The sequence below is a fragment of the Klebsiella sp. K-Nf6 genome (assembly GCF_002806655.1).
GTDB classification, from domain to species: Bacteria; Pseudomonadota; Gammaproteobacteria; order Enterobacterales; family Enterobacteriaceae; genus Klebsiella; species Klebsiella variicola.
Genome location: NZ_PIBN01000001.1, coordinates 145,283 through 168,272, shown reverse-complemented (window position 1 = coordinate 168,272; position 22,990 = coordinate 145,283). Strand labels below are relative to the sequence as shown.

General features: G+C 49.3%; 16 protein-coding genes. 11 read left to right on the top strand and 5 right to left on the bottom strand.

Going from position 1 to position 22,990, the window contains the following annotated elements:
• Positions 1-152: 152 nt before the first annotated feature.
• From CWM61_RS00810 to CWM61_RS00790, 5 genes are all read left to right on the top strand, one after another.
• Positions 153-1,604 carry a circularly permuted type 2 ATP-grasp protein gene (locus tag CWM61_RS00810; RefSeq protein WP_074386186.1) on the top strand — a complete coding sequence of 484 codons (1,452 nt, stop codon included), beginning with the start codon at positions 153-155 and terminating at the stop codon, positions 1,602-1,604.
• 5 nt (positions 1,605-1,609) lie between these two features.
• Positions 1,610-2,554, top strand: coding sequence for an alpha-E domain-containing protein (locus tag CWM61_RS00805; protein WP_074386187.1), 945 nt, complete (start codon positions 1,610-1,612; stop codon positions 2,552-2,554).
• Positions 2,551-5,895, top strand: a complete 3,345-nt coding sequence (locus CWM61_RS00800; RefSeq protein ID WP_100630505.1) for a DUF2126 domain-containing protein — start codon at positions 2,551-2,553, stop codon at positions 5,893-5,895. Before CWM61_RS00805 ends, CWM61_RS00800 begins: the two co-directional genes overlap by 4 nt.
• A 159-nt stretch (positions 5,896-6,054) precedes the next feature.
• Complete coding sequence (locus tag CWM61_RS00795) at positions 6,055-8,466, top strand: circularly permuted type 2 ATP-grasp protein (protein ID WP_206053094.1); 2,412 nt, start codon at positions 6,055-6,057, stop codon at positions 8,464-8,466.
• Positions 8,463-9,344 (top strand): transglutaminase family protein, encoded by an 882-nt coding sequence (locus CWM61_RS00790; protein WP_074385792.1) that lies wholly within the window; start codon positions 8,463-8,465, stop codon positions 9,342-9,344. Before CWM61_RS00795 ends, CWM61_RS00790 begins: the two co-directional genes overlap by 4 nt.
• A gap of 60 nt (positions 9,345-9,404) precedes the next feature.
• Here CWM61_RS00790 and CWM61_RS00785 read toward each other — a convergent pair whose 3' ends face one another.
• The 5 genes from CWM61_RS00785 to CWM61_RS00760 form a co-directional block, all read right to left on the bottom strand.
• Positions 9,405-10,166, bottom strand: a complete 762-nt coding sequence (locus CWM61_RS00785) for an amino acid ABC transporter ATP-binding protein (RefSeq protein WP_061154520.1) — start codon at positions 10,164-10,166, stop codon at positions 9,405-9,407.
• Between the two features lie 8 nt (positions 10,167-10,174).
• The gene (locus CWM61_RS00780; RefSeq protein ID WP_074385793.1) at positions 10,175-11,275 is read right to left on the bottom strand and encodes an amino acid ABC transporter permease; all 1,101 of its coding nucleotides are present in this window, start codon (positions 11,273-11,275) and stop codon (positions 10,175-10,177) included.
• A 15-nt stretch (positions 11,276-11,290) separates the two neighbouring features.
• On the bottom strand, positions 11,291-12,469 hold the full coding sequence (locus CWM61_RS00775; protein WP_074385794.1) for an amino acid ABC transporter permease: 1,179 nt from the start codon (positions 12,467-12,469) through the stop codon (positions 11,291-11,293).
• A 70-nt stretch (positions 12,470-12,539) separates the two neighbouring features.
• Positions 12,540-13,565 carry an amino acid ABC transporter substrate-binding protein gene (locus CWM61_RS00770; protein ID WP_061154523.1) on the bottom strand — a complete coding sequence of 342 codons (1,026 nt, stop codon included), beginning with the start codon at positions 13,563-13,565 and terminating at the stop codon, positions 12,540-12,542.
• A 548-nt stretch (positions 13,566-14,113) separates the two neighbouring features.
• Positions 14,114-15,049: a LysR family transcriptional regulator gene (locus CWM61_RS00760; protein ID WP_074385796.1), complete on the bottom strand. Its 936-nt coding sequence runs from the start codon at positions 15,047-15,049 to the stop codon at positions 14,114-14,116.
• 99 nt (positions 15,050-15,148) lie between these two features.
• Between CWM61_RS00760 and CWM61_RS00755 the strand changes: the two genes are divergently transcribed.
• From CWM61_RS00755 to CWM61_RS00730, 6 genes are all read left to right on the top strand, one after another.
• Positions 15,149-15,583, top strand: coding sequence for a DMT family transporter (locus CWM61_RS00755; protein ID WP_074386189.1), 435 nt, complete (start codon positions 15,149-15,151; stop codon positions 15,581-15,583).
• 9 nt (positions 15,584-15,592) lie between these two features.
• Positions 15,593-16,084 (top strand): DMT family transporter, encoded by a 492-nt coding sequence (locus CWM61_RS00750; RefSeq protein ID WP_074385797.1) that lies wholly within the window; start codon positions 15,593-15,595, stop codon positions 16,082-16,084.
• An 841-nt stretch (positions 16,085-16,925) separates the two neighbouring features.
• Complete coding sequence (locus CWM61_RS00745; RefSeq protein ID WP_100630503.1) at positions 16,926-18,521, top strand: carbohydrate porin; 1,596 nt, start codon at positions 16,926-16,928, stop codon at positions 18,519-18,521.
• A gap of 270 nt (positions 18,522-18,791) precedes the next feature.
• Positions 18,792-20,660 (top strand): beta-glucoside-specific PTS transporter subunit IIABC, encoded by a 1,869-nt coding sequence (locus tag CWM61_RS00740; protein WP_074386190.1) that lies wholly within the window; start codon positions 18,792-18,794, stop codon positions 20,658-20,660.
• A 4-nt stretch (positions 20,661-20,664) separates the two neighbouring features.
• Positions 20,665-22,125 carry a glycoside hydrolase family 1 protein gene (locus CWM61_RS00735; RefSeq protein WP_074385799.1) on the top strand — a complete coding sequence of 487 codons (1,461 nt, stop codon included), beginning with the start codon at positions 20,665-20,667 and terminating at the stop codon, positions 22,123-22,125.
• Between the two features lie 23 nt (positions 22,126-22,148).
• Entirely contained in the window at positions 22,149-22,982 is an 834-nt protein-coding gene (locus CWM61_RS00730) for a PRD domain-containing protein (protein ID WP_004205815.1), read from the top strand.
• Positions 22,983-22,990: the final 8 nt, after the last annotated feature.

The window sequence follows — 22,990 nt, the reverse complement described above, 5'->3', positions numbered from 1 at the left end:
CAAAAATTCATGCAGAGATTTTTTATAAAATGACTCTGTGTTGCAAATAATAACTCCTCCTGTGTTTTGAGAAACGAAAGCTTTGAAGCTTTGTTCTGTGAAAGTAAAGTCTATACTGCCCAGGTCGGCGATTTAACAAGGATACAATGCTGATGCATAAACTCATAAAAAATTACGAAGCCGACATCTTTTTCGATGAGCTGATCGACCATGAGGGCAATCCACGTTTTTCCGCACAACGTCTGATTCAATGCCTTGATTCTCTTCCGCCGGATGAACTGGAGAAACGTCGTCTGACGGCAGAGGCGACAATTCAGGAAATGGGGATTAGTTTTACGGTATATACCGATAAAGGAAATATCGACAGGATTTGGCCATTCGATATTATTCCACGCATTATTGATGCCAGAGACTGGGCAATAGCGGAAACAGGCCTGAAGCAACGTCTTACCGCTCTGAACCGCTTTATCGATGACCTGTATAATGAACAAAACTGCATCAAAGATGGCATTATTCCTGAATATATTATTAAGGAATCTAAAAATTTCCGTCCTGAGTGTGTTGGCATGAAGCCACCGTATGGCGTATGGGCGCATATTTGCGGTACCGATTTAGTCCGGGATGAAACCGGGCAATTCTACGTCCTGGAAGATAACCTGCGGGTGCCTTCTGGCGTCTCCTATATGCTGGAAAACCGCGCCATTACCAAGCGCGTCCTGCCAGAACTGTTTGAAAGTGACGAGATCAAACCGATTGATGCTTATCCGGCACAGCTGCTGGAAACCCTGACGGCCCTGTCGCCGCGGCAGATTGAACGCCCGGAGATCGTGGTGCTGACACCGGGTATTTATAACTCCGCCTACTTCGAGCATGCCTTCCTGGCTCAGCAAATGGGGGTGGAACTTGTCGAGGGCGCCGATCTGTTTGTCGGCGACGACGACTGCGTCTACACCAAAACGATCTATGGCCCGGAGCGGGTGGACGTCATTTACCGGCGCATTGACGACATGTTCCTCGATCCGGAAGTCTTCGAGCCTGAGTCGGTTCTTGGCGTGCCTGGCCTGATGCGGGCCTGGAAAGCCGGAAATGTCGCGCTGGCTAATGCGCCGGGTGCCGGAGTGGCGGACGACAAGGTGGTCTATGCATATGTTCCGGACCTGATTCGCTACTATCTTGACGAAGAACCCATTCTCCCGAATGTCGAAACCTTCCTTTGCCAGAACGATGACGACCGCGAATACGTACTGCAGAATCTGAATAAGCTGGTGGTGAAACCGGCTAATGAATCAGGTGGTTACGGTATGTTGGTCGGGCCGCATTCAACCAAAAAAGAGCAGCAGATATTTGCCAAACTGATCCAGGAAAATCCCCGTAATTATATTGCTCAGCCGACACTGAAGCTCTCCACCGCACCGGCGCTCATCGCCAAAGATTATCTCGAGCCGCGCCACCTTGATTTACGTCCATTTATTTTGCAAAGCAAAGAGACTTACGTGACGACCGGCGGCCTGACGCGGGTGGCGATGAAAAAAGGTTCGTTAGTGGTGAACTCATCGCAGGGCGGTGGCAGTAAGGATACCTGGATCGTGGAGAGCAAACGATAATGAATATGCTATCAAGAGTTGCGGCACGCCTGTACTGGAGCGCGCGTTATCTGGAACGCGTGGAGAATATCGCACGGTTAGTCAGCGTGTATGACGATCTGCTTTACGATCTGCCACGCGATATTGCGGTTTCCTGGTATAACCTGATTGAAATTAACAGCGGTGTCGTCTTGTTTAACCAGCGCTATAAGATTAAAGACGAACGTAATGTTCTGAAATTTCTGCTGGCTGACGAGAGCAACCCAGATTCACTGCTGTCGTCATTAAAAATGGTCCGTGAAAATATCCGGACCAGCCGCGATGTGGTGCCGGGCGAAATGTGGGAGCTGATTAATGAGCTGGATCTCTATGCCCGCCAGAATATCCGCCTCGGTATCAACCGTTCTGAACGGCATACCTACCTTAATACCATCATAGAAGGATGTCAGAAAATTGTTGGTTTACTGACCGGTTCGATGAGTCGTGATGCCGGCTGGTATTTTCTGAACATGGGGCGCTATCTCGAGCGCGCCGATATGAATACACGCATTCTTGACGCCGCGAATTCCCTGATGATGCAGGCGCGTGAGGAAGAGAGCATTAAGTTAGGCCAGGTCGTGTGGTCGAAGGTACTGAAATCACAAAGCGCCTATCTCAGCTTTCGCCGGGTGATGCGCTGCTCTATTAAAGGCTCGCTGGTGGTCACTTTGCTCCTTACGGACAGGCATTTCCCCCGTTCGCAGCGCTTTTGTCTGGAGCAGATCAAACTGGCCGCCGCTGAGCTGCCGCGGGCATCAGACGTTTCTGTGCACATCGACAGCCTGCTGCTTGCGACCCGGGGCGTTGAACACTCTCACGATCTGAACCGAGAGTTCAGCCTCTATCTTAATGAAATCCAGCTCAGCCTGATTGCGCTTCATCATCTGATTACCGACAACTGGTTTCATTTCCTGCAAGGAGATGCCGTATGACCATCCGGGTAGCGATTCAACATAAAACGACCTATGACTTCGATCGTTTGATCAACGTGGCGCCACATATTTTGCGTCTGCGGCCTGCACCACATTCACGTACGCATATCCATGGCTACTCCCTGAAAGTGACGCCAGAGGACCATTTTATTAACTGGCAGCAGGATCCCTTCGGTAACTATCAGGCACGTCTGGTGTTTCCTGAAAAAGTGAAGCGCCTGGAGTTTGCGGTGGAGGTGATCGCGGATATGACCGTGATCAACCCGTTTGATTTCTTTATCGAAGAGTATGCCGAGAATTTCCCCTTTGCCTATGATGCCTTGATGCAAGAAGAACTCGCGCCTTATCTCAAGGTCACCGAGCAGTGTCCTGAGCTGGAGGCGTGGCTGGCAAGCGTTGATTGTGAGGAAATGGTGCCTATCGTCACCTTCCTCGTGCAGCTCAATAGCCGACTGGCCAACGAAATTGACTACGGTATTCGCCTTGAACCCGGCGTGCAGAGTTGTCAGGAGACGCTGACATTAAAAAAAGGCTCGTGCCGGGATACCTCATGGTTGCTGGTACAGATACTGCGTAATCTGGGGCTGGCCGCGCGCTTTGCCTCTGGCTATCTGGTGCAGCTCACCGCCGATGTGAAAGCGCTTGATGGCCCCTCAGGCCCGGAACAGGATTTCACCGATCTGCACGCCTGGTGCGAGGTCTATTTACCCGGCGCCGGGTGGGTGGGGCTCGACCCGACCAGTGGTCTGTTCGCGGGCGAAGGGCATATTCCTTTAGCCTGTACGGCTGACCCGCAGTCTGCGGCGCCGATTACCGGCGCAACCGACCCGTGCGAATGCGAGTTTAGCTATTCCAATATTGTCACCCGCATCCATGAAGATCCGCGGGTCACACGGCCTTATAGCGAAGACGAGTGGCTTAACATCAATGCACTGGGGCGCGCTGTTGACGCCGAACTGCAATCTAACGATGTGCGACTGACAATGGGGGGCGAACCGACGTTTATCTCCATTGACGATATGGATTCCGCACAGTGGAATACCGATGCGCTGGGTAAAGATAAATTACGCCTCGCGAAAGATCTGTTACTGCGCTTAAAAACGCAGTTTAGTCGCGGCGGATTGCTGCATTATGGTCAGGGAAAATGGTATCCGGGCGAAGAGGTTCCGCGTTGGGCGCTTGGATGCTTCTGGCGTACCGATGGCGAGGCGTTGTGGCACGACCAGGCGCTCCTGGCCCGTGTCGATCGGGATTATGGCCACACCCTTAGCGACGCGGAACGATTTGGTGAGGCTCTATGCCGGCAGTTAGGCGTTGCCGCCCGCTATTTACAACCCGCTTATGAAGATTCGCTCTACTATCTGTGGCTGGAGCGTTCTCTACCTGAGGGGGTCGATCCGAGGACCGCAAATCTGAATCATGACCTCGAACGGCGGAGACTGGCGAGTTTGCTTAGCCGCGGGATGGAAAACCCCACGGGCTACATCCTGCCTGTCGAATTCGATGGCGCATGCTGGCAAAGTAGCCCCTGGCCAATGCGTGCCGGGCTGATTACACTGATCCCCGGTGATAGCGCGATGGGCTACCGTCTGCCGCTCAATTCGCTGCCGCCATTAGCCGACGATGAGATCGTTGTCGAACGAGATCCTTTTGAACCTCGCGAACCCCTTCCGGTCTTTGCTATGGGGGGAGAGACGGCCCCTGTTCGTGCCCGGCAGACCTTACAGCAACAAAAAATGGTCGCCAACGGCACTAAAAGCGTGGTCCGTACCGCACTGTGCTTCGAACCGCGAGAGGGCAAGCTGCATCTGTTCCTGCCCCCGGTAACCCACCTCGAGAATTATGTGGCCCTGGTGCATGCCATCGAGGAGGCGGCCAGTGAACTGCAGCTTCCGGTGGTGATTGAAGGTTATGAGCCGCCAAAAGATCCTCGCTTGCAAAAGCTGTTATTGACCCCCGATCCGGGGGTTATCGAGGTCAATATTCACCCGGCCAGCCACTGGGATGAATTGGTGCATAATATTGAAACACTCTACGAGCAGGCGCACCAGGCAAGGCTGGGGGCCGAGAAGTTTATGCTTGATGGTCGGCACACCGGCACCGGAGGGGGAAACCATGTCACTTTGGGCGGGAGTACGCCAGCCGACAGTCCGGTACTTCGACGTCCCGATCTCCTGCGTAGCCTGGTGACCTACTGGCAACATCACCCCGGTCTTTCCTACTTATTCTCCGGTATGTTTATTGGACCAACCAGTCAGGCTCCGCGCCCGGATGAAGGGCGCGATGAAGCCCTCTATGAAATGGAAATTGCCTTCCAGAATATGCCGGAAGGGCTGGTTGATACGCCATGGCTGGTGGACAGACTGATGCGCAATCTGCTGGTGGATGTCACCGGCAATACCCATCGTTCAGAATTCTGCATTGACAAACTCTATGCGGCAGGCAGCAGTAGTGGTCGCCTGGGGCTGCTGGAGTTCCGCGGTTTCGAAATGCCCCCTCACGCTCGCATGTCGCTGGTGCAATTACTGCTCCTCCGGTGTCTGGTGGCGCGTTTCTGGAAAGAGCCGTATCACCAGCCGCTGGTCCGCTGGGGGACACAGCTGCACGATAAATTTATGTTGCCGCATTTTGTCTGGCAGGATGTGAAAGAGGTGGTGGATGATCTGCAGCGTCATGGTTATCCCTTCAAACTGGCGTGGCTGTTGCCGTTTGAAGAGTTCCGTTTCCCACACTATGGCCGTCAGCAAATCGATGATATTGAGCTGGAGCTGCGCTGGGCCATCGAACCGTGGCATGTTCTGGGTGAGGAAGTGACGCTGTCCGGGACGTCGCGCTATGTTGACTCCTCCGTCGAACGTATACAGGTGCGCCTGTCGGGTTTAACCGAAGGGCGCTACGTGCTGGCGTGTAATGGCCGCCGCGTGCCGCTGCGGGCTACCGGAAGACAAGGAGAGATGGTGGGGGCGGTACGTTATCGGGCGTGGGCGCCACCGTCAGCGCTGCATCCGACGATTGGGGTAAATACCCCGTTAGTGTTTGATTTGATTGATACCTGGAATGGTCTTTCCATCGGCGGCTGCACCTATCGCGTCAGCCACCCTGGCGGACGTAACTATGAGACGCGACCGGTTAACAGCAACGAAGCCGAAGCCAGGCGTGTCAATCGCTTCTGGGATCATGGTTTTACCCAAGGTACATTGATCCCCCCACCGGCATTCAGCGCGCTAAGGACCTTCTATGAGCATGAGCAGGTACCACGCCCGATGGCTCCACCTGCAGAGGAACCTGGTGATGAATACCCACATACTCTGGACCTTCGCAGGAAGTATACTAGGATTTAGTTTTGAGCCGGGTAATCAGAATACATGACTGCTTCTTTTTCTGAATCAATCGCGCCGGCCTGTGAGCCGGCTTCTTTCTCTGTCGAGAACGCGTCGACAGCAATTTATAACGAGGCCTGCGATCTGACGAACATCCTCCGCCCACACTGGACGGAGGTGATGAACAGCGTCAGTGAGATGGGTGTGGAAGGGATGGAAAACCGTCTTCGCCAGGCACAGCGTATTTTGCGTGATGATGGCGCCACCTATAACCTTAATGGTGATCCGCTTTCGCCAAACGTCTGGTCGCTGGATATCATTCCCACTCTGTTGGCGGAGGGGGAATGGGCAACCGTGGAACGTGGGCTGGCTCAGCGTTCGCTGCTATTCGATCTGATGCTTAAAGACCTCTATGGTGAACAGCGCCTGCTGAAAGAGGGGATCATCCCGTCAGAAATTGTCTTCTCTCACCCAGGTTTTCTGCGTCAATGCCACGGTATTCGTTTGCCTGGGGCTCACAATCTGATCTTCCATGCTGTCGATTTGGTTCGCGGTGGGAATGGACAGTTTGTGGCGATTGGCGATCGCACTCAGGCCCCGAGTGGTACTGGCTATGTTCTGGAAAACCGAATCGCTGTTTCCCGCGTACTGCCATCGTTGTTTCGTAACAGTCATGTCCGGCGACTTTCCGGTTTCTTTCATGCGCTGCGGCATACGCTGGCCAGCCTTGCCAGCCACAAAACCGATACCCCGCGGATCGTCGTCCTCACTCCCGGCGCCTACAGCAGTACCTATTTTGAGCACGCTTATCTGGCAAACTATCTCGGCTTTCAGCTGGTGCAGGGAGGCGACCTGACCGTGCGTAACGGCAGAGTATGGTTGAAATCCCTGAATGGCTTGTCGGAAGTGGATGTGATTTTGCGCCGGATGGATGATACCTACTGCGATCAGACAGAACTCCGTTCCGACTCTCGCCTGGGGGTACCCGGGCTGCTTGAAGTGGTGCGCAACGGTAACGTCGTACTGGCTAATCCTCTGGGCTCAGGGGTCCTTGAAGCTCCGGCGTTGCTGGCGTTTATGCCTGAAATAAGTCAGTTTTTGCTGGGTGAACCGCTGTTGATCCCCACGGTGAAGACCTGGTGGTGTGGCCGGGCGGAGGACCGCGACTTTGTGATCCACCACCTTGATCAACTGATCATCAAACCGTCTTATCGGAGTTTTGATAGCAAAAGTATCTATGGCCATAGTCTGGATGACGCAGGCCGCAAGCTCATTCTTCAGCAAATTACTGCTAGTCCGCACAGCTACGTGGCTCAGGCCTATATTCCGGGTTCACGTGTTCCGGTGTGGGCTAACCAGCAAATTGAGTATCGCCCCACGATTTTCCGTGCTTTCACCGTTGCCGCACCGGAAGGATACTGCGTCATGCCAGGAACGTTGTCGCGGGTAGCAGAGTCTGCAGATGATTTTATTGTCAGCGACTTATCCGGCGCGCGGAGTAAAGATACGTGGATACTTGGTGAAAGCTTCGATACCGCGCAGCCACTTCTGACAGACTCGATTCCCCGCGATGAGGGAAATTTGCCCAGCCGGGTGATAGAAAACCTGTTCTGGTTCGGCCGCTATGCGGAACGCGCGGAAATGAGCCTGCGCCTGATACGTATTCTGTTCAAACAGCTTAATGGCGTTGAGCAATTTATGCCTGAAAGTCGCGAAATTCTGCTGGGGGCATTATCAGCGCTCACCGGGACATTTCCTGAAAGCGACGCTGTCGGCGACCAGAATCATGAACTGTCTTCACTGGTTTGTGATGGCCAACGTGCGGGATCGATAAAATTTAATATCCTCAACATGCTGGCCTGCGGTGAGCAGGTGAAAGAGATGCTATCGGCCGATACTCGCATAATCATCAATGAATTACGTGATTATATTCGGACGGTGGAAGTCGCCTATCAAGACGGGCTGCCGGAGTTGCCGGAGGAGTCGCTGGATAATCTGGTCACCTCTTTACTGGCCCTGTCCGGACTGAGTCATGAGAGCATGCTGCGGGGCATGGACTGGCGGTTCCAGGAGATTGGTCGCCGCGCTGAACGGGCGCGTCTGACCGCCATTCTGCTGAAACATACCTTAACCCGCGCCGTTCCTGGTTTGCAGCAACAGCAAATTTTAGAATCGGTACTGATGAGCGTCGAGGCGTTAATTTCCTTTCGACGACGTTACCGGGGGCAGATGAATATCATTTCCGGTCTGGATTTATTGATGCTGGATGGGACGAACCCGCGTTCATTGATTTACCAGGTTGATCGGTTGCGTAAATATCTCCTCGATTTGCCGCGCCTGGAGGGACAAACCTCCAGCCTGACATCTGATATGCGACCGGTGATGAAATCACTCACGGATATTCAACTCGCCGATCTTGATCTACTGGCACAGGTTGATGAACAAACCGGACTGCGGGAACAACTGGATACGATAATGACGCAGATAATCAGCCAGCTGGAGCAATTCACCACCTTGCTGAGCGACAAATATTTCGACCATGCCAATGGACCGCAGCAACTGATTAACACCCAGTGGAAGACCGACTTATGAAATACCGGGTACGACATCTTACAAAGTACCAGTACAATTCTCCGGTGACGTTATGCTACAACATGACGCACCTGTTGCCGCGAAATACCGCGAATCAGCACTGCCTGCAACGGCGGATCATCGTAACGCCGATGCCGGTTTATCAGAACGAAGGCTGTGATTATTTCGGCAATTTGACGTTTTATTTTTCGATCCAGGTCCCGCACGACACCCTGACCATTGAGATGGAAAGTGAGCTTGATATTGACGAAATCAACCACGCGGACCTGCTGAATAGCCACTCTCTGACCTGTGGAGAGTATCGGCAGCGATTACATGAGTCCGGCACGCCGGAGCTGCGGATGGCGAAAGAGTATTTGCTCGATTCCAGTTTAATTCGCCGTTCTCAGCAACTGGCTTCCTACGTAGCGGATATTTTTCACGATGATGCCCCGGTCATTCAGGCGGCGGCGGCATTGACCCATCGTATTTTTGAGGAGTTTACTTTCGATCCGATTGCGACCAGTGTCAGCACCCCGCCAGAGCAGGTTTTACAGGAAAAGCGGGGCGTCTGTCAGGATTTTGCCCATCTGGCGATCGCCTGCCTGCGTTCCGTCGGCTTACCCGCTCGCTATATCAGCGGCTATATTGAAACGCTACCGCCCGAGGGGCAGGAAAAATTAGTCGGGACCGATGCGTCGCATGCGTGGTTTGCCATTTTTATCCCGGATGCAGGCTGGCTGGAGTTTGATCCGACTAACGATCTCATGCCTCAGGGACAACATATTGTGACGGCGTGGGGCAGGGATTACGCCGATGTTGCCCCATTGCAGGGGGTTATTTTTGATGGCGGAGCCACGCTGGCCCTTGAAGTTGCGGTCGATGTACAGCGCGGCTGAGCACTAATATTTCCCCCTCAGCGAGAGCGGAGGGGGAAAATTGGAAGTAACCCTGGGCGTTTAGTGTATAACCTGCGACAAAAACGTACGGGTACGTTCTGATTTTGGATGGGAGAAAAATTCCTGTGGCGGCGCCTGTTCGACAATCTCACCGCGGTCCATGAAGATCACCCGATCGGCCACCGTACGGGCAAAACCCATTTCATGCGTGACGCACAACATAGTCATACCATCTTCCGCCAGGCCAATCATTGTATCGAGCACTTCTTTGACCATCTCCGGATCAAGTGCTGAGGTAGGCTCATCGAACAACATGATTTTGGGTTTCATGCACAAAGAACGGGCGATCGCCACACGTTGCTGTTGACCCCCCGACAGCTGCCCGGGAAATTTATGCGCATGTTCCGCAATACGGACACGTTGCAGATAGTGCATTGCCAGCGCTTCCGCTTCTTTCGCCGGCATCTTCCGTACCCAGGTCGGCGCCAGGGTACAGTTCTGCAAAACGGTCAGGTGGGGGAACAGATTAAAGTGTTGAAATACCATGCCGACTTCAGTGCGTACGCGTTCTATGTTGCGGACATCATCGTTCAGATGAATGCCATCAACGACGATCCGCCCTTGCTGGTGTTCTTCCAGGTGGTTGATGCAACGAATCGTGGTCGACTTACCCGATCCTGAAGGCCCGCAAAGAACAATGCGTTCACGAGGTTTCACCTGCAGGTTAATATCTTTCAAAACGTGAAACTGACCGTACCATTTATTCACATTTTCGAGCGTAATCATCATGGCGTCAGCAGAATTAATCATAGTATGTGTCATGTAAAACCTCAGTGCGATTTGCGCCCGGTGTGAAAGCGCTTTTCCAGATACTGGCTGTAGCGCGACATGCTAAAACAGAAAATCCAATAGACGAGGGCTGCGAAAACATACCCCTCTGTCGACATACCCAGCCAGGCAGGATCTACCGTTGCCTGCTGTACGCTACTGAACAGATCGAACAGTCCAATGATGATCACCAGACTGGTGTCTTTAAATAGCGCGATTATCGTGTTTACCAGCCCCGGGATGGTGAGCTTGAGCGCCTGGGGGAGAATAACCAGAACCTGCGTTTTCCAGTAGCCCAGCGCCAGCGATTCCGCCGCTTCATACTGTCCTTTGGGAAGCGCCTGTAGCCCCCCACGCACGACTTCGGCAATGTAGGCCGACTGGAACAGAATCACCCCGACCAGAGCGCGCACCAGCTTATCGATAGTGCTCCCTTCGGCCATAAACAGCGGCAGCATCACCGATGACATAAACAGCACGGTAATCAGCGGCACGCCTCGCCAGAATTCAATAAAGATGACCGACAAGGTACGAACCACCGGCATCGTTGACCGCCGTCCCAGCGCCAGTAAAATCCCCAATGGCAACGCGCCGGCAATCCCGACAGAGGCGATAATTAATGTCAGCGTCAGGCCCCCCCACTGGCGGGTTTCAACACGTTCGAGGCCGAAAAACCCGCCGTACATCAGGAACCAGACCATAAGAGGATAGATCACGGCCCAACAGGCGATATAACGGCCCCGGCGCGGCATCGACTTGATAAACATCGGGATAATCGACAGCACGCCGATTATCAGCGCGAGATTAATGCGCCAGCGCAGTTCATGCGGATACAGCCCATACATAAACTGGCCAAAGCGTGCATGGATGAACACCCAGCAGGCGCCTTCTTTGGTACAGTCGGCACGGGTGGTGCCCATCCAGTTAGCCTGAAATACCAGCCAGTTTAGCGCTGGCGGTATAATGTTGCAGATAATCCACAGGCACAACAGTGTCAGCAGCGTATTGAACCCGCTGGAGAACAGATTTTTACGTGCCCAGCGCCAGGCTTTACGCACCGGGCTAGTGGGGACTGGCGGTGTTTCATGTGTGGTAGCAAACATAGTCATTCCGTTCTCTTAACGCTCAACCAGCGCAATTTTGCGGTTGTAGAGGTTCATCAGCAGCGAAATCATCAGACTGATAACCAGGTACACTGCCATGGTGATGGCAATCGTCTCGATAGCCTGACCTGTCTGATTCAGTACCGTACCGGCAAACAGCGAGACCATATCCGGGTAGCCGATCGCAGCCGCCAGTGAGGAGTTTTTTACAATGTTGAGGTACTGACTGGTCAGCGGGGGAATGATGACCCGCATCGCCTGCGGGATAATCACCTGCCGCATCGTTACGGGATTCGGCAAACCCAGCGAACGGGCCGCTTCATTCTGTCCATATGGAACAGACTGGATACCGGAACGAATGACTTCGGCAATAAATGAAGAGGTGTAGATCGACAGCGCCAACGTCAACGATGCCAGTTCCGGTATCATGACGAATCCGCCACGGAAGTTAAACCCGCGCAGCTGTGGGATATCCCAGTGAGTGGCGGCGCCAAACAGGATATGGGCAATCAGCGGGAAGAGAACGATCATTGCCGCCGCAATCGGCCATGTTCGCCGTAACTGGCCGGTTTTCAACTGATGTTGACGGTTGTAATGCCGTAAACCGACGCTACCAGCGATCGCCAAAACCAGCGCAATAACGAACGGCCAGCTGCCAGGTGCGTAGGTAGGCCAGGGGATGTACAGACCGCGGTTGCTGACAAATGCCAGGTCGAATGCGCTCAATGCTTCTCGCGGACCAGGTAAATTACGCAGCACGGCGAAGTACCAGAAGAAAATTTGCAACAATGGCGGAATATTACGGAATGTTTCGATGTAGATGGTCGATAGCCTTCGCAGCAACCAGTTATCCGATAGCCGCGCGAGGCCGATGAAGAACCCAAGAACAGAAGCGAACACAATGCACAGCGCGGAAACCAGCAGGGTGTTGGTTAACCCCACGAGAAAGACGCGAGCATAGGTATCGCCTTCCGTATAATCAATCAGATGCTGGACGATACCGAAACCGGCGCTTCGCTCAAGAAAACCAAAACCGGAGGTAATACCGCGATTGGCAAGGTTGATCACCGTGTTGTGGATCAGATATCCCACAATAGCAAGCACGGCTATGATGGCGGCCATCTGGTAAAGCCAGGCGCGAACCGTGGGGTTACCGAACGAAAAATCCCTTTTCACGGTTGGGCGTTGAGACATGTTGAAACCTCATTCAAAAAAGCGCATCGGCTACCCCCCGCGAGGGGCGGTAGCCGTCTGGAAGGCAGAATTAACGTACCGGCGGTGCGTACTGGATGCCGCCCTGGTTCCAGAGCGCATTCTGTCCACGCGCGATTTTCAGAGCACTATCTTTACCGACGTTGCGGTCAAAACTTTCCTGGTAGTTACCCACCTGTTTAATAATGTTGAACGCCCATTTGTTGTCGAGCTTCAGATCTTTGCCAAAGTCACCTTCAGCCCCCAGGAGGTGAGCAATGTCAGGGTTAGACGGTTTTGCCGCCATCTGCTCAACGTTTTTCGACGTGATCCCCATCTCTTCTGCGTTCAGCATGGCGTACAGAGACCATTTAACGATGGTGAACCAGTCGTCATCTCCACGGCGAACCACTGGACCCAGCGGCTCTTTTGAAATCACTTCTGGCAGAACAACAAATTCATCCGGTTTGCCCAGCTTAATACGCAGCGCATACAGTTGAGACTGGTCGGAAGCCAGCGTATCGCAACGACCGCTGTCGAGGGCTTTCGCGGACTCGTCAGAGCGATCAAAGGTCACTGGTGTGTATTGCATTTTGTTGGCTTTGAAGTAATCAGCCACGTTCAGTTCAGTATCCGTACCGGCCTGGATACATACGGTGGCGCCATCCAATTCTTTAGCGCTTTTGAGACCCGCTTTTTTATGGGTCAGGAAGCCAATGCCGTCATAGTAGTTAACCCCCGCGAACAAGAACCCCATCCCGCCATCGCGCGAAGAAGTCCAGGTTGTATTACGCGACAGAATATCCACTTCACCTGATTGCAGGGCGGTAAAACGCTCTTTGGCCGTCAGCGGGGTATATTTGACCTTGCTGGCATCGCCAAACACTGCCGCTGCCGTAGCACGGCAGATATCGACATCAATACCGGTGAATTTGCCGCTCGCATCTGCATAAGAGAAGCCCGGTAAACCATCACTGATACCGCACTGAACAAACCCTTTTTTCTTAATTGCATCCAGCGTGGTACCCGCATGCGCTTGCTGCGCGACAGCGAACAGAGAAGCCGCGGCGACCAGTGTGGAGAACATTATTTTTTTCATAAATCATCCTGTGTGGATAAGTCGTGGTGTTATGTGGTTGTGTTGGGCACTGTACCGTGCATTTTTCATGTGGCGGTCTGCCATTTTGGCTTAAGCAAATTTGATGCCATGCCTTCATATCGCTGAATTTACGAGAGGATTTGCGCATAATCTGAATCTGCAAGTAAGTTACACTCACTCTTGAGCACTAAAAGGAGACAATGTGAATCTTGGTGAGCAAAAACAGTGCAAAAGTTTCACGAAAGAAAGCAGCATGAGCCAAATAAGTTGTTGGCAATGGAATTTAATGACGAAACGGCTTACGGGTATAGAAAGTGGATTTTTAAGGGCGAAAAGGGGAGGCGCTGGACAATATCGTTGACAGTAGAGGAAAATTTGCAGGCAAAATCGAACTATTTTACCTGCAACTATTGTTTCTCTCAGGAAGCTAAATGTTTCATCACTTATTGCTGATTTGCCATTGATACAGCAATACCAGGTTTAAAGCCCCACTCACTTCAGTCATAAGCAGGATACAAAATTCAAGCCGAGCAATAAAGTTGCAGAACTTATTGAGACTGCCAGTAAAGCGGTGAACCGAACGCGTCTATGTAGTAATCGATAATCGCCCGAACGTTCAGCGGAGGGTGGCGGGCATTCGGATAGATTGCCGCGATGTGCTGTGGCTCCGTTTTTATGGACCTATCCAGTTCCGGCAGCAGTCCGACAAGCTCGCCGCTCTTCAGCCGGTCTCCAATCAGCCAGTCAGGAAACAGCACAATCCCCATCCCCCCAAGTGCGGCAATCAGCAGGGTTTCAGCATTATTCGATGACATCAGGGGCGAGACGGGATAGTGCACCCATTCCTCTCCGCGCCTGCGCAGCAGCCATTGGTTTGGTCCTGACGAACCGCGATAGACCAGGCATTTATGCCGCGCGAGCTCTTCGGGTGATCCCAGCATGCCGTGCCGGCGGATGTAATCCGGTGACGCGGCAAGATGATAGAACTGCTGGCCAAACACGCGCGCATGAAAGGCGGAATCCGTCAGCACGCCAATCCGGAAAATCACGTCAGCCGGCTCCCGGTGCGGATCGATGTAATCATCCGTCAGCGTAAGCTCAATACTGAGCTTCGGATATCGCTCCGTCAGGCCGGGTAACGCGGGTGCGACATGGCGTTGTCCAAAGAATACCGGTGCGTTTATGCGGACCATTCCGGAAGGCTCAAGCATTCTCTCGTTGAGTTCCCGCCGCGCCTCCTCCATGCTGCCCGTCATCGCTCGCGCATAGCGGATAAAAAGATGGCCGCTTTCCGTCGGGATTATCGCCCGGGTATTGCGGTAAAAAAGCTGCTGCCCGAGCACATCCTCCATCTGATGGATGACGCGCGAAACCTGAGAGGCTGATATCCCTTCCCGCCGTGCCACCACCGAGAAATTCTGCGTTTCATAAACGTCTATAAAAATCAGCAGGGCGCGAATACTGATGTTCCCAAGCTCACTCATTAATGCATATCCTGCACAGGTGTTTATCTCATTATGGCATTTTTCACATCCATGTTAAGTCGTAATCTTCTCCGCCTGGACTACGGGAGATTGATTGCTATGCAACTAATATTGATTTTTATCGTCATTGCCGGAGGCATGGGACTGTCCATAGAGGCAGGATTGCTCGGGCCACTGGGTGGGGAGGTCGGTGACCTCTGGGCGACCTTCAGCATATTTAGCGTGGGCGCGGCGCTGACCTTCCTGCTGATGCTTTTTTTCAGCCCGCGTAACAGCCCGTCATTCTTTGCGCAACCAGCGTGGCAGCTACTTGGCGGCGTGCTTGGGCCGATTTACGTCATCATCCTGACCGTGGTAACGCCGGCAATCGGCATCGCCATGACTATGATTGGCATCCTGGCAGGCCAGTTGTTCAAGAGCCTGATTATCGATCACTTCGGCCTGCTCGGTACGTCGCACAGGAAAATTGACAGTAAACGTATTATTGCGCTGATTTTCATCATTGCAGCGCTGGTTATGGTTGCACAGGGTTAAATTAACTTTATGACTATTATCATGATTCTTCTTGCCGTCGCCGGTGGCGCCATGCTGAGTATCCAGGCGGCTATCAATGGCCAGCTGGGCAGCAAGGTCGGCGTATTCAAAAGCGCGTTCCTGACATTTTCTGTCGGCGCACTGGTGACGGGGTTGCTGATCTTTTTCTTCGAACCCAAACACACCCTGACGTTGATGGACGTACCTAAATGGCAACTGCTGGGCGCAATGTTTGGCGTACCGTATATCGTCATTATGGTACTGGCCGTCCAGCGTATTGGCGCGGCAGTTGCTACGGTTGCTGTCATTTTTGGCCAGTTAACCATGAGCATGCTGATCGATAACTTCGGCTGGCTGGGCAATGCGTCGATTCCATTCTCGATGAGCCGTCTCGGCGCCATTGTCTGCCTGGGTATCGCGCTGTTCTTCATTTACTCCAGCAGCAGGTCAAAAGCCGCAACGGCGAAAATCCCCAGGCAGCAGGAAAACGCTAACACATAAGCCCAGGCAGTTCAGATGCTCTCTCTGAAGAATGCCAGAAATATCCTGGCACTCTTCAGGTGTTACACGGCAATACCATGGGCATATTATCAGGGACAAAAACCCGGTGCGCGTAGGGTTTATCCCGCTTTTGCTATTGAGAAAGGTCGTTTAATTTGCTTCCGGCAACGGTTGAAATTTGTAAGGTATGTCACATTTTTAAAAAATATCAAAGTAAGCTATTGTAAAACACTCCTACAAAATATTTAAATACACAGGCAGAACGACAGGCGTGTAACTGGTAAAGCAGGCAAGACCTGAGATGAGCGATGAATTTAGACCTATTCATTGTTCATCTCAGGTCTTTTTTTTTGCATTTGAGGTAGCAAATGGATTCCAAAAAAACAGCGCAGAAAATACGTAAATTGAACGGCGTGGCAAGCAATTTTGAACATATTTAACATTGTTTTCCCGGCTACGACTCAGCTTAAATGACAAAAAACTTTCTGCTCCGGACAATCCAAATGGCGTCAGGCTTACTTTTATCGGGAAGGGCGGTCATCTGCGTGCATTTGTAACAACAGAACTGTTGTGACGAGATAAGGCAAGAGAAGTATCCGTTCACGTTGCGAATCAGCACTGTTAAAGGAGTTACAACAATAAAATAATTTTGAAAGCATTTTTTATTTCCAAAAACAAGATTAATGATAAGAATCGCTCCGTTTCACTGGAGTTAAATAGCTATGAAATAATCAGGCTAAATACGCTTGCTTACCATATATATTTCAACCTGGAAAGGCGGGGCATAATTTTATTTTAATATGCGCTTTTACCCCTGTATTTTATATGAGAATTTTAAAATATGAACAAGACTATTCTATTTTGCCTTATCTCTGCCATGTTCAGCAATGCTTATGGACAGAGTTTAACAGTGGAAGAGAGACTGGCTTTGCTTGAGAAACAACTCCAGGAAAACACTGCAGAATTAAAAAGCACAAAAGCAGAATTAATCAGGTATAAGCAAGCTGATAAAACAAACAGAAACACAGTCAACTCAGTAGATGAAAAAAGCCAGCCAACAACAAATTCTGCCACTTCAACTATTGTTGCAGCATCGAGTACTAGCAACAAAACAGGCAATAGTGCCACGACTAAAGTTAATAATGATCTTACATTGAAAGAAATTAGTGACTTTGTTAAAAACGATATTGGATTTTCGTACAATGGTTATTTCCGTTCTGGTTGGGGAACGGCTAATCATGGATCGCCAAAAGAATATGCTATTGGATCTCTTGGCCGTTTCGGCAATGAATATACCTCATGGTTCGATCTTCAACTCAAGCAGAAAGTGTACGACCAGGATGGTAGAACTGCACATGCTGTCGTTATGCTGGATGGTAATGTGGGTGAGCAATACAACAATGCAGTCTTTGATAAAGATGCCGAGAGTAACTTACAATTTTCTGATATCTATCTCACGACGAAGGGATTTCTTAATTTTGCCCCTGAAGCTGATTTTTGGGTAGGTAAGCACTATCTGCCTAAGTATGAGATACAGATGCTTGACTGGAAAAGCGTCAGAACAGAAAGCGGAGCAGGGCTCGGTATAGAAAACTGGAAAATGGGTCCAGGCAAATTTAACGTTGCTGTAGTGCGGCAAGACCTGAACGCGCGCGCTCTTGATTATGATACATCAGGAAATTCATTACAGATCAATACGAATGCGCTTGATATACGTTATCGTGAAATTCCCTTATGGGACAAGGCAACATTAGAACTTGATGGGCGCTATAACATGGCAAACAAATCAGATGTCGTGAAGTCAGGAGAGGCTGATGGTCAGTATTATCATGTAAAAGATGCCTGGCTGGTAGGTGCGATTTTAAGGCAGAAGTTTGACGCAGGGGGTTATGATGAATTAACCCTGCAAGCTGCCGATAATTCTATTGCCAGTTCTTTTGCAAAAATATCCGGAGCAAATCCAACATTTGGGAGTGGTGATAACTATTATGGAAATCACACAAATGGAAAAGCATTAAGAATAATTTCTCAGGGGGAGTTTTACCCCACAGAAAACACTATTATTGCACACGCACTAGTATATTCAAATGGTAATGATATATTTAGCTATGATACTGGTGCTCATACAGATTTTGAAAGTTATCGAAGTGTCATCCGTCCTGCTTATATCTGGGATAAATTCAACCAGACCGGGGTAGAACTCGGATGGTTTAGACAGGATAACAAAACTCAAGAGCAGACATACAGTGAATCCGGTTACAAAACAACATTGTATCATGCGCTCAAAGTTAATACATCGATCCTAACCTCAAGGCCAGAAATTCGTTTCTATACAACGTATATCCGGGCAAACCAGAACGAGATATCGAATTATCAATTCAACGATAATAAAAAAGATCAATTGTCTATTGGCGCTCAAGCTGAGGTGTGGTGGTAACTATCGGTTAAGATAAAGCAAATATAATACAGGAGGAAAATATTCTCGGGAGGATTTTTATATCGTGGTCATTTACGAGGATTATTATGTGATAACTGTCACATTTTGATAAAAGATGGGTTAATTTTATTGCCTGTAACTATGTATATAGTATATTGTTGGCAAATATGTAGTACAGGCGTGTAACTGGTAATGCAGGCAAGACCTGAAATTCTCCCCCTCTTTTGGGGTGAGAATTTCAGGTCTTTTTTTTTGCTCATGAGGCAACTTATGGATCATCTAAATACTGGGCGTTCAATTCTCAAATTAGTCGGTGGAGCAGGTAACATCGAACACATTGAACATTGCTCAACCAGATTGCGATTAAGCTTGTATGACAATGCTAAAGTTGAAGTATCTGACCTCAAAAAATTACCTGAGGTAATGGGTGTCGTGACAAATGTGCAGTGTCAGATAGTCATTGGCAAAGACGTTGTTAAAGTGTTTGATGCTATTAGATCGTTAATGGCTAATGATGCTGACGCAAAACAGAAGCCAGGAACCAAGAAGAAATGGAATGCATGGTTGATTGATTTTGTTATCAGTATCTTTCAACCACTCATACCTGCAATTGCAGGTGGCGGCGTGCTGAAATCCATTTTAATTATTTTGAATATGGCTGGATGGCTGACTAAAGACAGTTCGACATATCAAATTTTGGACTGCATCGGAACCGCGCCTATTTATTTTTTACCCTTACTTATCGCCATCACTACTGCGAATAAGCTTAAAGTTAATCCATTAGTTGCATTGACTGCTGTCTCAGTCTTGTTGTTGCCCACATTTACTACCCTGGCAAAACAAGGTGCAACGTTAATGACTTTCGACATTACGAACGTCTCCTATGCAGCGCAGGTGTTTCCCGCAATTCTCTGTGTTATTTTTTATGCACAAACGGAATCTCTTTTCAATCGTTATACGCCTAATGCATTACGTGGTTTCTTATCGCCCATGTTATCGCTGGTCACGACGGTCCCCGTCACATTGCTTATCCTTGGCCCATTAGGTTTTGAAATGGGTTCTCTGTTAACGCATCTGATCCTTTGGATGCATGGCAAATTTGGATTCATCGCAACAGGCTTACTTGCGGGCGGACTGCCATTTATTGTAGCGGCCGGTATGCATAAACCTTTCCTCCCTTATGCCATAATGTCAATGGGGCAAACAGGTAAAGAATCTTTGTATAACCCAGCTTCCTTAGCTCACAATATCGCTGAAGCAGGAGCCTGCCTTGCCGTTTCGCTAAAAAGTAAAGATAAAATGTTTAAAGGGACTGCTCTTTCCTCTGGAATATCAGCTCTGTTTGGCATTACTGAACCTGCACTTTACGGGATTACTTTACTGCATAGGCCAGTACTGATCTCTGTGATGTTGGGTGCAATGGTCGGTGGATCCTTCATGGGATTTATGATGGTCTCAGCTTATGCAATAGTAGCGCCGAGCCTTGCCAGTATCTCAATTTTTGCGTCACCGGATAATCCAACCAGTTTGATATATGCAATCATCGGTGCACTTGTTTCATTCTGCCTGGCATTTTTATCAACATTATTCTTCTGGAAAGAAAAAACAGCAACGCCCCATCCAGAGGAGGAAATGCCCAAATTTGAGAAGACTGAAGTCACTGCTAATCCAGTCTTAATGAATGACTTTACCTTTACCAGTCCGGTTGAAGGGAAAGTCATCCCCCTGACAGATGTCAACGACGATGTATTTTCTTCAAAAATCATGGGGGATGGTATCGCTATCGTTCCAACTGTGGGAGCACTATATGCGCCTGCCGATGGCGTTATTGAGCATGTGTTCGAAAGTGGCCATGCAGCCAGCATGATGACTACCCATGGAGTAGAGGTTATCTTTCATATAGGAATTGATACGATACAAATGAACGGTCAAGGCTTTCACCCGAAAATTACAGATGGCCAACACGTTAAAGCGGGTGAACTATTAATCGAATTTGATATTGATGAAATAACTAAAGCGGGTTATGACCCAGTCGTAATAATGGTTATTACCAATAGCGATCGTTTTATGATGAAGCCGTCGAACGATCATATCAATACACTCCAGCAGTTTAATATTTTTTCATTAAAAGAGGCTTGATATTATGTCGAAATCTATTCTTCCCAAGAATTTTTTATGGGGTGCAGCCATTGCAGCCAATCAGGCAGAGGGTGCATGGAACGTTGACGGCAAAGGGCCTTCCGTTGCAGATGCAGTTGCCTATAAGGCGCATTTGAGCACAAGCGACTATGCCGGCCATATGGCCGTATCTGATCAAAACGTGAGTGATGCGCTTGAGGGGGAGAATGATCAAAATTACCCTAAACGCAGAGGCATAGATTTTTATCATCGTTACAAAGAAGACTTAGCGCTTTTTGCCGAAATGGGTATAAAAATCCTGCGCGTATCAATCGCATGGTCACGAATCTTCCCTACAGGTGAAGATGAGCAACCGAATGAAAAAGGATTACAGTTCTATGAAAATATGTTCACTGAAATGCGCAGACTTGGCATTGAACCGTTGGTTACGCTCTCACATTATGAAATGCCATTAGCATTGAGTGAGAAGTATAATGGCTGGGTCCACCGAAATGTTGTTGATGCATTTGTACGCTATTCAAATGTATGCTTTGACCGTTATAAGAATTTGGTACGTTACTGGTTAACATTCAACGAAATTGATAGCATTCATCGGCATCCTTTTACGACAGCGGGTGTCCGCGAAGAGAAAAGTCTACCAGGAGAAAGTACGCAGGATATTTATCAGGCGTTGCATCATCAGTTTGTTGCTTCGGCGTTAGCGACAAGGGACTGCCACGAAAAGATACCTGGCAGCCAGGTCGGATGTATGCTTACTAAGTTAACAACTTACCCACTGACCTGTCATCCTGCTGACGTGGAAGCCACTCTGAAAAAAAATCTCGAAAACTATTTTTATTCAGATGTTCAGATTAAAGGCGAATATCCACCATTAATTAAGCGGGACCTGGAACTGCGTAATATCAAGATAAAAATGCAGCCGGATGATTTGGAAACGTTACGTCGCTATACTGTAGATTTTCTTTCATTCAGCTATTATATGTCCATCACGGAATCTGTTCAGTCCGATGCAGAGCGTACGGCAGGAAATACTATCATGGGTGTAAAAAACCCTCATCTACCGGCTTCTGAATGGGGATGGCAAATAGATCCTGTAGGGCTTAAAATTTCGTTGCTGGAGCTTTACGATCGATATCAAATTCCTTTATTTATTGTTGAAAATGGGTTTGGCGCAAAAGATACAGTGGTTGATGGGAAGATACATGACGATTACCGTATTAATTATTTTCGTGCGCATTTTGAGCAGATGATTGAAGCTGTCAAAGAAGGTGTCGATTTAATAGGGTATACGAGTTGGGGAACAATTGATATTATTAGTGCTGGAACGTCGCAAATGACCAAACGCTATGGTTTTATTTATGTAGATCAAGATGACGAGGGGAACGGTTCTTTGAATCGGTTACGCAAGGACTCCTTCTATTGGTATCGCAAGGTCATAGCGACTAACGGGACTGATTTAAGTTAATCAATGCTACCGCGGGAACTGAGATGAAAGTTAAAAAGTCCTTAAATAACAGCATGTTGCTTGCCGAAAATGACGGTAAAGAGATGATACTCTTTGGCAAAGGTATCGGTTTTAACACCAAGCCAGGGACAATTATCGACTTGCAAAGTGTAGAACAGGTCTTTATGCCTTTGGATACCCTCAAGTCGCGACATTATCTGTCACTAACGGATACAATTCCCGCGGATTTCTTTGAGATCACTCATGAAATTGTCAAGCTGGCTCAAGCACATTACAGCGAAAAGCTTAATTCAGTTTTATTATTCACCCTCGCGGAACACTTGCATTTTGCTGTTGAACGCTGTAAGACAAATACGAACATTGCGAATAAACTGACCTGGGAAATAAAGCGGTACTATCAGAAAGAGTATAGCATTGGCGAGTTGGCAAGAGATTTGGTATCAGCTAAGTTTGCGGTGAGCCTTCCTGATGACGAGGCTGTACACATTGCTTTTCATATTATCAATGCAACTTTTCAATTTGATGAGACTAACGCACATAAGCAAGTAGAGTTAGTGAACAGAATTGCTGAAATTGTACGTTATAAACTCAATCAAAATATTGATGTTAATTCAATTCACTATGCCAGGTTTATTACGCATTTAAGATATTTCGCTGAAAGGGTATTAAATAATAGCCTTGCAACAGAAGAAACTGACGACTTCTATAATGAGTTAATTCGTTTCCATCCAAAAGCGATGGTGGTTGCTGAGGTGATTCGTGACTTTATAAAAAGCAATTACGCCATTGCTATTCCTAATGATGAACTTACCTGGTTAGGCATACATATCAGCAAACTCAGTAAGTATTCAAAGTAAAATTTTAG

Coding starts and splice junctions, on each gene's coding strand:
- CWM61_RS00785 (WP_061154520.1), bottom strand. CDS start 10,166: ATGACACATACTATGATTAATTCTGCTGACGCCATGATGATTACGCTC.
- CWM61_RS00770 (WP_061154523.1), bottom strand. CDS start 13,565: ATGAAAAAAATAATGTTCTCCACACTGGTCGCCGCGGCTTCTCTGTTC.
- CWM61_RS00740 (WP_074386190.1), top strand. CDS start 18,792: ATGGATCATCTAAATACTGGGCGTTCAATTCTCAAATTAGTCGGTGGA.
- CWM61_RS00775 (WP_074385794.1), bottom strand. CDS start 12,469: ATGTCTCAACGCCCAACCGTGAAAAGGGATTTTTCGTTCGGTAACCCC.
- CWM61_RS00790 (WP_074385792.1), top strand. CDS start 8,463: ATGAAATACCGGGTACGACATCTTACAAAGTACCAGTACAATTCTCCG.
- CWM61_RS00795 (WP_206053094.1), top strand. CDS start 6,055: ATGAACAGCGTCAGTGAGATGGGTGTGGAAGGGATGGAAAACCGTCTT.
- CWM61_RS00750 (WP_074385797.1), top strand. CDS start 15,593: ATGACTATTATCATGATTCTTCTTGCCGTCGCCGGTGGCGCCATGCTG.
- CWM61_RS00735 (WP_074385799.1), top strand. CDS start 20,665: ATGTCGAAATCTATTCTTCCCAAGAATTTTTTATGGGGTGCAGCCATT.
- CWM61_RS00780 (WP_074385793.1), bottom strand. CDS start 11,275: ATGTTTGCTACCACACATGAAACACCGCCAGTCCCCACTAGCCCGGTG.
- CWM61_RS00805 (WP_074386187.1), top strand. CDS start 1,610: ATGCTATCAAGAGTTGCGGCACGCCTGTACTGGAGCGCGCGTTATCTG.
- CWM61_RS00730 (WP_004205815.1), top strand. CDS start 22,149: ATGAAAGTTAAAAAGTCCTTAAATAACAGCATGTTGCTTGCCGAAAAT.
- CWM61_RS00810 (WP_074386186.1), top strand. CDS start 153: ATGCATAAACTCATAAAAAATTACGAAGCCGACATCTTTTTCGATGAG.
- CWM61_RS00800 (WP_100630505.1), top strand. CDS start 2,551: ATGACCATCCGGGTAGCGATTCAACATAAAACGACCTATGACTTCGAT.
- CWM61_RS00755 (WP_074386189.1), top strand. CDS start 15,149: ATGCAACTAATATTGATTTTTATCGTCATTGCCGGAGGCATGGGACTG.
- CWM61_RS00745 (WP_100630503.1), top strand. CDS start 16,926: ATGAACAAGACTATTCTATTTTGCCTTATCTCTGCCATGTTCAGCAAT.
- CWM61_RS00760 (WP_074385796.1), bottom strand. CDS start 15,049: ATGAGTGAGCTTGGGAACATCAGTATTCGCGCCCTGCTGATTTTTATA.